This is a genomic window from Streptomyces sp. Ag109_O5-1 (assembly GCF_003814875.1).
GTDB lineage: Bacteria > Actinomycetota > Actinomycetes > Streptomycetales > Streptomycetaceae > Streptomyces > Streptomyces sasae.
The window spans coordinates 2,806,611-2,821,368 of the sequence record NZ_RKQF01000001.1; the positions used below are offsets into that span (position 1 = coordinate 2,806,611).

General features: G+C 70.0%; 15 protein-coding genes and 1 pseudogene. 14 read left to right on the forward strand and 2 right to left on the reverse strand.

Annotated features, from left to right (window positions below; genetic code table 11):
* Nucleotides 1-84 precede the first annotated feature (84 nt).
* From EDD90_RS12555 to EDD90_RS12615, 13 genes are all read left to right on the forward strand, one after another.
* Nucleotides 85-669 carry a GNAT family N-acetyltransferase gene (locus EDD90_RS12555; protein WP_123973090.1) on the forward strand — a complete coding sequence of 195 codons (585 nt, stop codon included), beginning with the start codon at nt 85-87 and terminating at the stop codon, nt 667-669.
* A 109-nt stretch (nt 670-778) separates the two neighbouring features.
* Nucleotides 779-862: a putative leader peptide gene (locus tag EDD90_RS58555; RefSeq protein ID WP_309500612.1), complete on the forward strand. Its 84-nt coding sequence runs from the start codon at nt 779-781 to the stop codon at nt 860-862.
* A 126-nt stretch (nt 863-988) separates the two neighbouring features.
* Complete coding sequence (locus EDD90_RS12560; RefSeq protein ID WP_123973091.1) at nt 989-2,686, forward strand: nitrite/sulfite reductase; 1,698 nt, start codon at nt 989-991, stop codon at nt 2,684-2,686.
* Nucleotides 2,683-2,871 (forward strand): hypothetical protein, encoded by a 189-nt coding sequence (locus EDD90_RS12565; RefSeq protein ID WP_123973092.1) that lies wholly within the window; start codon nt 2,683-2,685, stop codon nt 2,869-2,871. The genes EDD90_RS12560 and EDD90_RS12565 overlap by 4 nt, the downstream gene beginning before the upstream one ends.
* A complete protein-coding gene (locus EDD90_RS12570) occupies nt 2,868-3,578 on the forward strand; it encodes a phosphoadenylyl-sulfate reductase (protein ID WP_123973093.1) in 711 nt (236 codons plus the stop codon). The genes EDD90_RS12565 and EDD90_RS12570 overlap by 4 nt, the downstream gene beginning before the upstream one ends.
* Nucleotides 3,579-3,613: 35 nt before the next feature.
* On the forward strand, nt 3,614-4,150 hold the full coding sequence (cysC, locus tag EDD90_RS12575; RefSeq protein WP_123973094.1) for an adenylyl-sulfate kinase: 537 nt from the start codon (nt 3,614-3,616) through the stop codon (nt 4,148-4,150).
* The gene (cysD, locus tag EDD90_RS12580) at nt 4,147-5,085 is read left to right on the forward strand and encodes a sulfate adenylyltransferase subunit CysD (RefSeq protein ID WP_123973095.1); all 939 of its coding nucleotides are present in this window, start codon (nt 4,147-4,149) and stop codon (nt 5,083-5,085) included. Before cysC ends, cysD begins: the two co-directional genes overlap by 4 nt.
* A gap of 2 nt (nt 5,086-5,087) precedes the next feature.
* A complete protein-coding gene (locus EDD90_RS12585; protein ID WP_123973096.1) occupies nt 5,088-6,425 on the forward strand; it encodes a sulfate adenylyltransferase subunit 1 in 1,338 nt (445 codons plus the stop codon).
* Between the two features lie 231 nt (nt 6,426-6,656).
* Nucleotides 6,657-7,769, forward strand: a complete 1,113-nt coding sequence (locus EDD90_RS12595; protein WP_123973098.1) for an aliphatic sulfonate ABC transporter substrate-binding protein — start codon at nt 6,657-6,659, stop codon at nt 7,767-7,769.
* Nucleotides 7,770-7,802: 33 nt separating this feature from the next.
* Entirely contained in the window at nt 7,803-8,582 is a 780-nt protein-coding gene (locus EDD90_RS12600; protein WP_123973099.1) for an ABC transporter ATP-binding protein, read from the forward strand.
* Nucleotides 8,569-9,447, forward strand: a complete 879-nt coding sequence (locus EDD90_RS12605) for an ABC transporter permease (RefSeq protein WP_123973100.1) — start codon at nt 8,569-8,571, stop codon at nt 9,445-9,447. Before EDD90_RS12600 ends, EDD90_RS12605 begins: the two co-directional genes overlap by 14 nt.
* 5 nt (nt 9,448-9,452) lie before the next feature.
* The gene (locus EDD90_RS12610) at nt 9,453-10,202 is read left to right on the forward strand and encodes a sirohydrochlorin chelatase (RefSeq protein ID WP_123973101.1); all 750 of its coding nucleotides are present in this window, start codon (nt 9,453-9,455) and stop codon (nt 10,200-10,202) included.
* Nucleotides 10,203-10,448: 246 nt separating this feature from the next.
* Nucleotides 10,449-11,303 (forward strand): transglutaminase-like domain-containing protein, encoded by an 855-nt coding sequence (locus tag EDD90_RS12615; protein WP_123973102.1) that lies wholly within the window; start codon nt 10,449-10,451, stop codon nt 11,301-11,303.
* Here EDD90_RS12615 and EDD90_RS12620 read toward each other — a convergent pair.
* Nucleotides 11,284-11,835: a DUF1697 domain-containing protein gene (locus EDD90_RS12620; protein WP_123973103.1), complete on the reverse strand. Its 552-nt coding sequence runs from the start codon at nt 11,833-11,835 to the stop codon at nt 11,284-11,286. The two genes, EDD90_RS12615 and EDD90_RS12620, sit on opposite strands and share 20 nt — an antisense overlap.
* Nucleotides 11,836-12,217: 382 nt before the next feature.
* Here EDD90_RS12620 and EDD90_RS12630 point away from each other — a divergent pair, with 382 nt between their 5' ends.
* Nucleotides 12,218-14,464 (forward strand): MMPL family transporter, encoded by a 2,247-nt coding sequence (locus EDD90_RS12630; protein WP_123973104.1) that lies wholly within the window; start codon nt 12,218-12,220, stop codon nt 14,462-14,464.
* Nucleotides 14,465-14,536: 72 nt separating this feature from the next.
* Here EDD90_RS12630 and EDD90_RS12635 read toward each other — a convergent pair.
* A pseudogene (locus EDD90_RS12635) lies at nt 14,537-14,722 on the reverse strand (sugar ABC transporter substrate-binding protein); the annotation flags it as partial.
* Between the last annotated feature and the right edge of the window lie 36 nt (nt 14,723-14,758).

Consider the following 14,758-nt stretch of genomic DNA (forward strand, 5'->3'; position numbering starts at 1 on the left):
GCCCGGGCAACGGATCGCATACCGTCGGCGCCCGGGGACGGCCACTGTCGACACGTCCGGGGCCGGGATGATTGCCTGGCCCCCATGAGCACCATCGTCGTGACCACCTGGTCCCTGGAACAGACCTCCCCGGCCGACCTCCTCCCGGCCGCCGCGCCGGAGGGCGACGCGGTCAGGGTCGTCCGCTCCGAGGTCCCCTCCCCCGAGTTCAGCCGCTTCCTGTACGCCTCCGTCGGCGGCGACATCCGCTGGACCGACCGGCTGAGCTGGAGCTACGACCGCTGGCAGGGGTACCTGGAGCGGCCGGGTACGGAGACCTGGGTCGCGTACGACCGGGGCACTCCGGCGGGCTATGTCGAGCTCGACCCCCAGGACGACGGAGTGGTGGAGATCGCCTACTTCGGTCTGATCCCATCCTTCCGCGGCCGCCGCATCGGCGGGCACCTGCTCTCCTACGGCGCCGCCCGCGCCTGGGACCTGGCGGAGCGGTGGGACGGGCGGCCGCCGACCAAGCGGGTGTGGCTGCACACCTGCAGCCTGGACGGCGAGCACGCGATGGCGAACTACCAGCGGCGGGGCTTCAGGCTCTTCGACACGAAGGTCGAGGAGGAATCGGATATATCGGCGCCCGGGCCGTGGCCCGGGTCCGCTTCCGACACCCGCCCCTAAACTCGCCCGGGGCGTGACACACAACACTCTGTCTCACCATTCAGAATAGATCCGTCCGAATCGCGGACGATGGTGGACTGGCCAGAGATCCCCATGACACGCTTCCGTCATGTCTGGAACTGGGATTGCCTTGGTGAGTCGGCGGCACGTCGACCTCGGCCGCATGTCCAGCGCCATCTGTCCGGCGGGCTGAGAGCACAGCACCGCCGCGTTCCCCTGTCCGGACCTCCCCTCGCGCAATGTTGCGCAGACATGCCCCCGTGCGCCCGCACGCGCAGGTCAGAGCCGCTTCCCACCTGTCCGAAGGACGTATATAGCCATGGCCGCCACCCCACAGAATCCTGCCGCCTCCGCGCCCCGCCGCAAGGTGAGCCGTCACCGTGGCGAGGGTCAGTGGGCCATGGGCCACCACACCCCGCTCAACGGCAACGAGCAGTTCAAGAAGGACGACGACGGTCTCAATGTGCGGACACGCATTGAGACGATCTACTCCAAGCGCGGCTTCGACTCGATCGACCCCAACGACCTGCGCGGCCGTATGCGCTGGTGGGGCCTGTACACCCAGCGCAAGCCCGGCATCGACGGCGGCAAGACCGCCATCCTGGAGCCGGAGGAGCTGGACGACAAGTACTTCATGCTGCGGGTGCGGATCGACGGCGGCCGCCTCACCACCCAGCAGCTGCGGGTGATCGGCGAGATCTCGCAGGAGTTCGCCCGGGGCAGCGCGGACATCACCGACCGGCAGAACATCCAGCTGCACTGGATCCGCATCGAGGACGTTCCCGAGATCTGGAACCGTCTCGAAGCCGTCGGGCTGTCCACCACCGAGGCGTGTGGTGACTGCCCGCGTGTCGTGATCGGCTCGCCGGTCGCCGGTATCGCCGAGGACGAGATCATCGACGGCAGCTGGGCGATCGACGAGATCGAGCGGCGGTACATCGGCAGCAAGGAGTTCTCCAACCTGCCCCGCAAGTTCAAGTCCGCGATCTCCGGCTCGCCGCTGCTGGACGTGGTGCACGAGATCAACGACATCGCCTTCGTCGGCGTCGAGCACCCCGAGCACGGCCCCGGCTTCGACCTGTGGGTCGGCGGCGGCCTGTCCACCAACCCGAAGATCGGCGTCCGGCTCGGCGCCTGGGTGCCGCTGGACGAGGTCCCGGACGTCTGGGCCGGCGTGATCGGCATCTTCCGGGACTACGGCTACCGGCGGCTGCGCACCCGCGCCCGTCTGAAGTTCCTGGTCGCCGACTGGGGCGCGGAGAAGTTCCGCCAGGTGCTGGAGGACGAGTACCTCAAGCGCGCGCTCGTCGACGGCCCGGCGCCGGCCCAGCCGCTGCAGCGCTGGCGTGACCACGTCGGTGTGCACCGGCAGCAGGACGGCAACTTCTACGTCGGCTTCGCCCCGCGCGTCGGCCGCGTCGACGGCGCCACCCTGGCGAAGATCGCCGACCTCGCCGAGGCGCACGGCTCGGGCCGGGTGCGGACCACCGTCGAGCAGAAGATGATCATCCTCGATGTCACCGAGGAGCAGGTCGAGTCGCTGGTCGAGGCCCTGGAGGCGCTGGACCTGACCGCCAAGCCGTCCCCGTTCCGGCGCGGCACCATGGCCTGCACCGGCATCGAGTACTGCAAGCTCGCCATCGTCGAGACCAAGCAGCGCGGCAGCTCGCTCATCGACGAGCTGGAGCGCCGTCTGCCGGACTTCGACGAGCCGCTGACCATCAACCTCAACGGCTGCCCGAACGCCTGCGCCCGTATCCAGGTCGCGGACATCGGTCTCAAGGGCCAGCTGGTCCTGAACGGCGCGGGCGAGCAGGTCGAGGGCTACCAGGTGCACCTGGGCGGCGCCCTGGGCCTGGAGGCCGGCTTCGGCCGCAAGGTCCGCGGTCTCAAGGTGACCTCGGAGGAGCTGCCGGACTACGTCGAGCGGGTGCTCAAGCGTTTCCAGGCGGAGCGCGAGGACGGCGAGCGGTTCGCCACCTGGGCGGCGCGCGCCAGTGAGGAGGCCCTGTCATGAGCGAGCGGGCCGCCCCCTTCTACTGCCCCTACTGCGGTGACGAGGACCTCCGGCCGAGCGAGGCCGCCGAGGGCCGTCACGGCGCCTGGGAATGCGGGGCCTGCAACCGCGCATTCCAGCTGAAGTTCCTCGGGCTGCTCGCCCGTGGACTGAAGCACTCCGAAGCTGGAGGGGAACAGATATGACCACCGCTCAGCAAGAGCGAACGAGCGAGGAGTTGAAGGCGCTGGCCGCACAGGCCGGCCGCGATCTCGAAGACGCCTCCGCCCTGGAGATCCTCCAGTGGGCGGTCGACACCTTCGGCAAGGGCTTCTGCGTGACCTCCTCCATGGAGGACGCGGTGGTGGCCCATCTGGCGTCGCGCGTCCAGAAGGGCGTGGACGTCGTCTTCCTCGACACCGGCTACCACTTCCCGGAGACCATCGGCACCCGGGACGCGGTCGAGGCCGTGATGGACGTCAACGTCATCACGCTCACCCCGCGCCAGACGGTCGCCGAGCAGGACGCGGAGTACGGCCCGAAGCTGCACGACCGCGACCCCGACCTGTGCTGCAAGCTCCGCAAGGTCCAGCCGCTGGAGCGGGGCCTGACCAAGTACACCGCCTGGGCGACCGGGCTGCGCCGCGACGAGTCCGAGACCCGGGCCAACACCCCGGTGGTCGGCTGGGACGAGAAGCGGCAGAAGGTCAAGATCTCCCCGATCGCGCGCTGGACCCAGGACGACGTCGACGACTACGTCGCCGAGCACGGCGTACTGACCAACCCCCTGCTGATGGACGGCTACACCTCCGTCGGCTGCGCCCCCTGCACCCGCCGGGTCCTGGAGGGCGAGGACGCGCGCGCCGGCCGCTGGGCGGGGCGGGCCAAGACCGAGTGCGGGCTGCACGAATGACGACCACCGGGCCTTCGACGAACCAGGAGAACAACGTGACGACCGGAGCCACCGTCTGGCTCACGGGTCTGCCGAGTGCCGGCAAGACCACCATCGCGTACGAGCTGGCCGGCCGGCTGCGCGCGGAGGGCGAGCGCGTCGAGGTGCTCGACGGCGACGAGATCCGCGAGTTCATCTCGGCGGGCCTCGGCTTCAGCCGCGAGGACCGGCACACCAACGTGCAGCGCATCGGCTTCGTCGCCGAACTCCTGGCCCGTAACGGCGTCAAGGCGCTCGTCCCGGTGATCGCCCCCTACGCGGACAGCCGTGACGCGGTGCGCAAGCGGCACGAGGAGAACGGCACCGCCTACGTCGAGGTGCATGTGGCCACCCCGGTCGACGTGTGCTCCGTACGCGATGTGAAGGGTCTGTACGCCAAGCAGGCCGCCGGTGAACTGACCGGGCTGACGGGCGTCGACGACCCGTACGAGGAGCCCGAGACGCCCGATCTGCGGATCGAGTCGCAGCACCAGACCGTGCAGGAGTCCGCGGCGTCGGTGCACGCCCTGCTGACCGAGAAGGGACTGGCATGACGACGACCGTGGCGACCCACGAAGAGGGCACGGGCACCCCGTACACCCTGTCCCACCTGGACACGCTGGAGTCCGAGGCGGTCCACATCTTCCGTGAGGTGGCGGGCGAGTTCGAGCGGCCGGTGATCCTGTTCTCCGGCGGCAAGGACTCCATCGTCATGCTGCACCTGGCTCTGAAGGCCTTCGCCCCGGCGGCCGTCCCGTTCTCGCTGCTGCACGTGGACACCGGGCACAACTTCCCCGAGGTCCTCGCCTACCGGGACCGCACGGTCGAGCAGCACGGACTGCGGCTGCACGTGGCCTCCGTGCAGGACTACATCGACCGGGGTGTGCTCAAGGAGCGCCCGGACGGCGTCCGCAACCCGCTGCAGACGCTGCCGCTGACGGAGAAGATCCAGAGCGAGAGGTTCGACGCGGTCTTCGGCGGCGGCCGGCGCGACGAGGAGAAGGCCCGCGCCAAGGAGCGGGTGTTCTCGCTGCGCGACGAGTTCTCCCAGTGGGACCCGCGCCGCCAGCGCCCCGAGCTGTGGAACCTCTACAACGGCCGGCACGCCCCCGGCGAGCACGTCCGGGTCTTCCCGCTGTCCAACTGGACCGAACTCGACGTCTGGCAGTACATCGCCCGCGAGGGCATCGAGCTGCCGCAGATCTACTTCGCGCACGAGCGTGAGGTGTTCCAGCGCAACGGGATGTGGCTGACCGCGGGCGAGTGGGGCGGCCCGAAGGGCGGCGAGAGCGTCGAGAAGCGCCAGGTGCGCTACCGGACCGTCGGCGACATGTCCTGCACGGGTGCCGTCGACTCCGACGCCGATTCGCTGGACGCCGTGATCGCCGAGATCGCCGCCTCCCGGCTCACCGAGCGCGGCGCCACGCGTGCCGACGACAAGCTCTCCGAGGCCGCGATGGAAGACCGCAAGCGCGAGGGGTACTTCTAACCATGACCACCAGCTCCACGGAACTCGGCCTCGCCGAGACCACCCTGCTGCGGTTCGCGACCGCCGGTTCGGTCGACGACGGCAAGTCCACCCTCGTCGGACGGCTGCTGCACGACTCCAAGTCGGTCCTCACCGACCAGCTGGAGGCCGTCGAGCGCGCCTCCGCCTCGCGCGGCCAGGACGCACCCGACCTCGCCCTCCTCACCGACGGCCTGCGCGCCGAGCGCGAGCAGGGCATCACGATCGACGTGGCGTACCGTTACTTCGCCACGCCCCAGCGGCGGTTCATCCTCGCCGACACGCCCGGCCATGTGCAGTACACCCGCAACATGGTGACGGGTGCCTCCACCGCCGAGCTGACCGTGATCCTGGTCGACGCCCGCAACGGCGTGGTCGAGCAGACCCGCCGGCACGCCGCGATCGCCGCGCTGCTGCGCGTCCCGCACGTCGTCCTCGCCGTCAACAAGATGGACCTGGTCGGCTACCAGGAGTCGATCTTCGCCGGGATCGCCGAGGAGTTCACGGCGTACGCGACCGAGCTGGGCGTCCCGGAGGTCACCGCGATCCCGATCTCGGCGCTCGTCGGCGACAACGTCGTGGAACCGTCCGCGAACATGGACTGGTACGGCGGCCCGACCGTCCTGGAGCACCTGGAGACCGTCCCGGTCACCCACGACCTGGCGCACTGCCACGCCCGGCTGCCCGTGCAGTACGTGATCCGCCCGCAGACCGCCGACCACCCGGACTACCGGGGCTACGCCGGCCAGATCGCGGCCGGCTCGTTCCACGTGGGCGAGGCCGTCACGGTCCTGCCGTCCGGCCGTACGACGACGATCTCGGGCATCGACCTGCTGGGCAAGCCGGTCGACACGGCCTGGACGACCCAGTCGGTGACCGTGCTGCTCACGGACGACATCGACGTCTCGCGCGGCGACCTGATCGTCCCGACGAAGGACGCCCCGGCGACCACCCAGGACGTCGAGGCGACCGTCTGCCACGTGGCCGACCAGCCGCTGACCGTCGGGCACCGGGTGCTGCTCAAGCACGGCACCCGCACGGTCAAGGCGATCGTCAAGGACATCCCGTCCCGGCTCACGCTCGACGACCTGTCCCTGCACCCGCACCCGGGACAGCTCGTCGCCAACGACATCGGCCGGGTGAAGATCCGTACCGCCGAGCCGCTGCCGGTCGACTCCTACTCCGACTCGCGCCGCACCGGCTCGTTCATCCTGATCGACCCGGCCGACGGCACCACGCTCACCGCGGGCATGGTCGGCGAGTCATTCGCGTCCCCCGAGCCGGTCAAGGACGAGACCGACGACGACGGCTGGGACTTCTGACATGACGATGACCGACGTCTACTCGACGTTCGCGAAGGAGGGCGGCCGCGTCGGCAGCGGTGCCCTCGGCAGCGGGCAGGGCGGGGTGGCGCGATGTGCGCGATGACGTACGCGCACTGCCTGCGCGCCCTGGCCCCCCACCCGACGTCCCGGATGCGACGAAGACCTGCCGACCTCCCGGCCACGGCCTGAAAGACCGTGACCGCCGGGCCAACGAGAGGAAAGCCTCCCGTGCCTGCCAACCGCTCACAGCTCCTTCGCCGCGGCATAGCCGTGGTAGCCGCGCTCCCGCTTCTCACACTCGCCGCCTGCGGCTACGGGTCGAAGTCGACCACCGACAACGCCAAGGAAAAGGTCTCCGCCGGATCCTCGAAGATCGACGGCCTCGACTCGGTCAAGATCGGCTACTTCGGCAACCTGACCCACGGCACCGCGCTCGTCGCCCGTCAGCAGGGCTACTTCCAGAAGCAGCTGGGCGCCACCAAGGCGGCGTACCAGATCTTCAACGCCGGCCCCTCGGAGATCGAGGCGCTGAACTCCGGCTCCATCGACATCGGCTGGATCGGTCCCTCCCCGTCGATCAACGGCTACGTCAAGTCGAACGGCAAGAGCCTGAAGATCATCGGCGGTTCGGCCTCCGGCGGTGTGAAGCTCGTCGTGAACCCGAAGACGATCAAGTCCCTGAAGGACGTCAAGGGCAAGAAGATCGCGACGCCGCAGCTGGGCAACACGCAGGACGTGGCATTCCTCAACTGGATCGCGGACCAGGGCTGGAAGGTCGACGCGAACACCGGCAAGGGCGATGTCTCGGTGGTCCGCACCGACAACAAGATCACCCCGGACGCCTACAAGTCCGGTGCCATCGACGGCGCCTGGGTGCCGGAGCCGACCGCGTCCAAGCTGGTCGCCGAGGGCGGCAAGGTGCTGCTCGACGAGTCGAGCCTGTGGCCGGACAAGAAGTTCGTGATCACGAACATCATCGTGCGGCAGCAGTTCCTCAAGGACCACCCGAAGGCCGTCGAGGCGGTGCTGAAGGCCTCGGTCGAGGCCAACAAGTGGATCAACGCCAACCCCGACCAGGCCAAGGCGGTGGCGAACAAGCAGCTTGAGGCCGACTCCGGCAAGGCGCTCAAGGCGAACGTCCTGGACCCGGCGTGGAAGTCCATCCAGTTCACCGACGACCCGCTGGCCGCCACCCTCAACACCGAGGCGGAGCACGCGGTCAAGGCCGGTCTGCTGGAGAAGCCCGACCTGAAGGGGATCTACGACCTGACGATCCTCAACAAGGTCCTGAAGGCCGAGGGCGAGGCCACCGTCTCCGACGCCGGTCTCGGCAGCAGCTGACGGACCCCGACGAGATCCCAGGAGGTGACGACCATGGCCACGACCCTCGCCAAGGCCGACGAGACCGTCGAGTACGCGGCGCGGCTCGAGCACGTCTCGAAGTCCTTCGCCCAGCCGGGTGGACAGCAGCTCGTCCTGGACGACATCAGCCTCGATGTCGCGCCGGGTGAGTTCGTCACCCTCCTGGGGGCCTCGGGCTGCGGCAAGTCCACGCTGCTGAACCTGGTGGCCGGCCTGGACGCGCCGACCGCCGGTTCCATCGCGACGGACGGCCGCCCGGCCCTGATGTTCCAGGAGCACGCCCTCTTCCCGTGGCTGACCGCGGGCAAGAACATCGAACTCGCTCTCCGGCTCCGGGGAGTCCCGAAGAACGACCGGCGCGACAAGGCCGAGGAACTGCTCGAACTGGTCCGGCTGAAGGGCGCGTACGGCAAGCGCGTGCACGAGCTGTCGGGCGGTATGCGGCAGCGGGTGGCGCTGGCCCGCGCGCTCGGCCAGGAGAGCAACCTGCTGCTGATGGACGAGCCGTTCGCGGCCCTCGACGCCATCACGCGGGACGTGCTGCACGACGAGCTGACGCGGATCTGGGCGGAGACCGGCCTGTCCGTCCTCTTCGTCACACACAACGTGCGCGAGGCGGTCCGGCTCGCCCAGCGTGTCATCCTGCTGTCGTCCCGTCCGGGCCGGATCGCGCGCGAGTGGACGGTCGGCATCCCGCAGCCGCGGCGCATCGAGGACGCGCCCGTGGCCGAACTGTCCCTTGAGATCACCGACGTACTGCGGGGGGAGATCCGCCGTCATGGCCAGCACTGAGACCACGCCGACCCAGGATGCCGGAAGCGTCGAGGCAGGCCTCGACGCGCTGGAGACCTCGGTCGCCGGGCGGACGCCCTTCAGCCAGACCTTCAAGAACAAGATCCTGCCGCCCATCATCGCCGTCGCGGTGGTGCTGGTCGCCTGGACCCTGCTCTACCCGGTCGTGAACGATCCGTCGAAGCTGCCCTCCCCCTCGGACGTCTGGAGCGCGGTCGAGGACCAGTGGCTGAAGGGAACCCTCCTCCAGTACATCTGGGGCAGCGTCTCCCGCGGTCTGCTGGGCTTCCTGCTCGCGCTGGTGATCGGCACACCGCTGGGCCTGCTGGTGGCACGGGTGAAGTTCGTCCGTGCCGCGTTCGGCCCGATCCTCTCCGGGCTCCAGTCGCTGCCCTCGGTCGCCTGGGTGGCGCCGGCGGTCATCTGGCTGGGCCTGAACAACTCGGTGATGTTCACGGTGATCCTGCTCGGCGCCGTGCCGTCGATCGCCAACGGCCTGGTGTCGGGCGTCGACCAGGTGCCCCCGCTGTTCCTTCGGGCGGGCCGCACCCTGGGTGCGACGGGCCTGCGCGGCACCTGGCACATCGTGATGCCGGCGGCGCTGCCCGGCTACGTGGCCGGTCTGAAGCAGGGCTGGGCGTTCTCCTGGCGTTCGCTGATGGCCGCCGAGATCATCGCCCAGTCCCCGGACATGGGCATGGGGCTGGGCCAGCTGCTGGAGGTGGGCCGTACCAACAGCGACATGGCGACGGTCTTCCTGGCCATCCTGCTCATCCTGTTCGTCGGTATCGCGATCGACCTGCTGATCTTCAGCCCGCTGGAGCGGTGGGTGCTGCGCAGCCGCGGTCTGCTGGTGAAGAGCTGAGGTCCATGTACAACAAGCCCGTTCGCCCCGTCCTCGTGGTCATCGCCCACGGCAGCCGTGATCCACGGCACGCGGCGACCGTGCACGCCCTGGTGCGGCGGGTACGGTCGCTGCGGCCCGGGCTGCGCGTGGAGACGGGCTTCCTGGACTTCAACATCCCGTCCGTGCACGGGGTGCTGGAGTCGCTGGCGGCAGAGGGCGTCCGGGACGTCGTCGCCCTCCCCCTCCTGCTCACCCGCGCCTTCCACGCGAAGGCGGACATCCCCGCCGTCCTGCGGGACGCGCCACCGCAGCTCCGTATCCGTCAGGCGGAGGTGCTCGGCCCGTCCCCGCTGCTGCTCTCGGCCCTGGAACGGCGGTTGTACGAGGCGGGGCTGACCCCCGCCGACAAGTCCTCGACCGGGGTCGTGCTGGCCTCGGCGGGGTCCTCCGACCCGGAGGCGATCGCAGTGATCGCAGAAATCGCGCGGGAGTGGCGGCACACCGGCTGGTGCGCCGTGCGGCCTGCGTTCGCCTCCGCATCCCTCCCCCGCACCGAGGACGCGGTACGCGAACTCCGGGACCTCGGCTGCGCCCGGGTGGCGGTGGCACCGTACGTCCTCGCCCCCGGCTTCCTGCCGGACCGGATCGCGCGGGGCGCGGCGGAGGCGGACGTGCTGGCCGAGGTGCTCGGCCCGGCGCCGGAGGTGGCACGGCTGCTGCTGGAGCGGTACGACGCGGCACGCACCCCTGCCCTGACGGCCGTGGGGGCCTGAACACTCTGGCTCTGGTCGGTGTTCGCGGTCCGGCGCTCCCCTGTGGCGTCGGACCGCGAACGGTCGGTCCACGGCAGGGCTCTCGCGAGCCTTCCTGCCGTGACCGGCTCTTACTTCAGCGTCGGCCGCGGTGAAGGTGTCACACCTGGGGCTTTACCGGTTCGGTTTCCCAACGAGTTGTCCCTATTGGGTAGTTGAGTGCGCCCCCCTTGACCCTGCCCCTGGGACAAGGCCGAGGGTCAGGGCATGGACAACCACCTGAAGCAGACGCCGTACAGCGATCCGGGCGACCTCGACACCGGGGGCCTGCCCCGCGATCCGCGCGCGCTCACCCGGATCGCCCGTGGGCTGATCGTCCACCGGATGGAGGGCGAACGGCTCGGGTACGACATCCCCGAGGAGCGTCTGCACCACGACGGCGAGTCCCGCTACGTCCGGGAGATCCTGCGCATCCTGCGTGAGCGCAAGGACGCCCCGCTGACCGAGCACCGCTCCTGCGACCAGCGGTTCGTCGGCACCTGCCGGGACTTCTCCCTGCTGCTGTGCGCGCTGCTGCGGGCGACCGGGACCCCGGCCCGCCTCCGGGCCGGCTACGGCACCTACTTCGTCGAGGGCTTCCACGACGACCACTGGGTGACCGAGTACCGGGCGGCGGACGGCAGTTGGCGGCTGGCGGACGCGCAGGTCTCCGCCGGCCTCTACGACGTGCCCTTCGATCCGCTGGACGTGCCCCGGGACCGGTTCGTGGTGGCGGGGCAGGCCTGGCGGGCCTGCCGGGCGGGCGAGGCCGACCCCGGGACGTTCGGGGTCTGGGCCGAACCCGGACTGCGGGGCCTGTGGCTGGTGCGCCGCAACGTGGTCCTGGACCTCGCCGCCCGGCACGGCACCGAACCACTGCCCTGGGACGGCTGGGGCCTGGCCACCCTGGCGGACGGCCCGCTCACGGGGGACGAACAGGCGCTGATCGACGCCGTGGCGGCCACCGACGACCCGGCCGGACTGGACCGCCTCCACCGGGACCCGCGGCTCGCCGTACCGCGCGAGATCCTGTCACTGTCCCCCTTCCTCGGCCTGCGGAAGGTCACGCTCCCGGGGCGGTGAGCTCCACCAGCTTGACCACCGTGTTCCAGTTCCGGGTCGTGGCGATCAGTCGCTTGTTGACCCGGGGCCGGGACAGCGCCTCCGCCAGTTTGGAGCGGCCGAGGCCGTCCGGGGCGTACAGGTACAGCGCGCGGTCGCCCAGCCGGAACTCCTCCGGGAGGTGGGCCGCTGGGTCGATGTCCGCGAAGCGCTCCGGGGTGACCGGCGCGGAGAAGTAGGTGACGTGCAGCTGCTTGGCCTCCAGCTCGGCGGCCGGGAACGGGCAGGCCTCGGCGATCGCCTTGAGGTAGGCGTGGTCGCGGACGAGCGCGTCGACCGGGAAGCCGAACCGCTCCTCGATCGCCTCGGCCAGCTCCGCGGCCAGGGACTCGGCGTCCCCGTGGCCGGAGGCGAAGACGGCCTGCCCGCTCTGCAGATAGGTCTGGACGGATTCGTACCCGAGCCCGGTCATCAGACCGCGCAGCTCGGCCATCGGAAGCTTCTTCTTGCCGCCCACGTTGATCCCGCGCAGCAGCGCCGCATACGTCGTCACTCGAACACCTTAGAACGGCCGTCGTGCCCCGTGGGGGTGGGCACGAAGGCCGCGCCGGGCAACCCGGACTGCCCGAAACTCTGGCCGATCGGACCGGTCCGGATCAACTCCTACACGCACCTGTGACTTGTTCAACAAGGTTCTGTAATCACAAAGAGGACCCACGTCATCGGAAGGGACAGCCCTGATGATCACCCCCGAGACAGGGCGATAGGTGTAGGGGCCCGACATCCTCCTCGGCGACGAGAGCCGGCCGTCGTACTTCACCGGGCAGCACGACGAGTCCGGCTTGTCCGGCCCATACCTTCGAATCGAACGAAGAAAGTCGTGAAGAAACCGTGGCGGCCGGGGCCGCCACCGCACACGAGGGGGCAATCCCGTCATGGGGAACGGAGACACGCGGGTGCGGGGGCTGGCCGCCCGGGCCGGCGGCTGGAGCGCCCGGCACCGCTGGGCCGCCGTCGGTATATGGGTGCTGTTCGTGGTCCTGGCGATGGGACTCGGCTCGGCGGCCGGCCGGGTCGACGTCGACGAGAACGACCAGCTCAAGGGCGAGACCCACACCGCCGCGAGGATCATCGACGATGCGGGTATCAAGCGGCCGGCGAGTGAGACGGTTCTGGTCCAGGCGAGGGACGGCTCGGTCAGGGCGACGGACGCCGGATTCAAGGCAGCGGTCGCGGACGTCGTGAAGGCCGTCGACGGCACCGGCAAGGTCACGGACGTCACCTCGCCGTACGACACGGGGACGATCTCGAAGGACGGGCGCAGCGCGCTGGTGCAGTTCGACATGCGCGGCGACTCGGAGACGGCCGCCGACCGGGTCGGGCCGGTGCTCGACGCGGTGGCCGGGGTGCAGAAGGCGCACGGCACGCTGCGGATCGAGGAGATCGGCGGCGCCAGCATGAGCAAGCAGTACAAGGACGCCTTCGGCAACGACTTCCAGCAGGCCGAGTACTCCGCGGTCCCGGTGGCCTTCGGCATCCTGCTGATCGCCTTCGGCGCGCTGGTGGCCGCACTGCTGCCGGTCGGGCTCGCCATCACCGCGATCATGGCGACGATGGGCCTGATGGGCGTGGTCAGCCATCTGCAGCCGATGAGCGACACCGCCAACTCCGTGATGCTGCTGGTCGGTATGGCCGTCGGTGTGGACTACTGCCTGTTCTATCTGCGCCGGGAGCGCGAGGAGCGGGAGGCCGGCCGGTCGGCGGGCGCCGCGCTGCGCATCGCAGCCGCCACCAGCGGCCGGGCGATCATCGTCTCCGGTGTCACGGTGTGCGTGGCGATGGCGGGCATGCTGTTCACCGGGCTCCCCGAGTTCGAGGCGATGGGCCTGGCCTCGCTGATGGTGGTCGCGGTCGCCATGGTCGGCTCCGTGACCGTGCTGCCCGCGCTGCTCTCCCTGCTCGGCGAGCGGGTCGAGAAGGGCCGTATCCCCTTCCTGCGCCGTCGCAAGAGCAACCACGGCCCCTCCGAGAGCCGGTTCTGGACGGCCGTCCTGCGCGGTGTGCTCGCCAGGCCGCTGGTCTCCGTGGTCGTCGCGGTCGGTGCGCTGCTCGCGGTCGCCGCCCCCGCCCTCGGTATGAAGACCTCGCAGCTCACTCTGGACCAGGAGTTCGGCGACTCGCTGCCGATCGTGCAGACCTACGACCGGGTCAACCAGGCCTTCCCGGGCGGCTCCGAGCCCGCCGAGGTGGTCGTCAAGGCGAAGGACATCAACGCCCCCGAGGTCAGGCAGGCGTTGACCAACTTCAGGGAGCGGGCGATCAGTTCGGGGGCCTCGCGCGGGCCGGTCGACATCAAGCTGCACGACGCCCAGAACGTCGCCCTGATATCTGTGCCGCTGGTCGGCGGCTCCGACATGGACAAGGCCGGCCGGAGCCTGGAGAAGCTGCGCGACGAGGTGCGGCCGGCCACGCTCGGCAAGGTCGACGGCGTACAGGCCCCGGTGACCGGGAACGTCGCGGGCAACGAAGACTTCAACGACCAGCTGATGGGCTCGGTCGTCCCGGTCTTCGCCTTCGTGGTCGTGTTCGCCTTCCTCCTCATGCTGCTGTCGTTCCGCTCGCTGACGGTCGCGATCACCTCGATCGTCCTCAACCTGCTCTCGGTGGGCGCGGCCTACGGCGTCCTGGTCGCCGTCTTCCAGCACGGCTGGGGCGCCTCGCTGGTGGGTGCCCAGGGTGTCGGCGCGATCGTCACCTGGCTGCCGCTGTTCCTCTTCGTGATCCTGTTCGGCCTGTCGATGGACTACCACGTGTTCGTGGTCTCCCGGATCCGCGAGGCCCGGCTGCGCGGCCGGTCCACGAAGGACGCGATCCAGCACGGGGTGGTCACCACGGCGGGAGTCGTCACCAGCGCCGCCGTCATCATGGTCGCCGTGTTCGCGATCTTCGGCACCCTGTCCATGCAGTCCATGAAGCAGATGGGTGTGGGTCTGGCGGCCGCGGTCCTCATCGACGCGACGGTCATCCGGGGCGTGCTGCTTCCGGCGGTGATGGCCCTGCTCGGCGAGCGCAACTGGTACCTGCCCAGCTGGCTGCGGTGGCTGCCGGACATGACGCACGACGAGTCGCCGGAGCCGGTGGCGCGGGTGACGCGGGACGAGCCGGACCGGCTGCGCGTCTGAGCAACGCCCTCTGACACAGGGCCCGTCGGTCTCCGGGGGAGCCGACGGGCCCTGTTCTGTGCGTACTGCCGCTCAGCGCTGGTAGCGGGCCAGGACCAGGTTGCCGTCCTTCTCCAGCCGGTGGCGGAGTTCGTCGATCCCGATGGCGCCGCTGTAGTACTCCTGGAGGGCCGGGGTGGCCACCTTGTCCTTCCACTCCGGGTAACCGCGGACCGTCTGGGCGGGGGCCGGGCTGAGGTGCCCGGCCAGGGCCGTGCCTGGACGATCTGCTGGCGTTGAAGTGTTCTCCCTCGC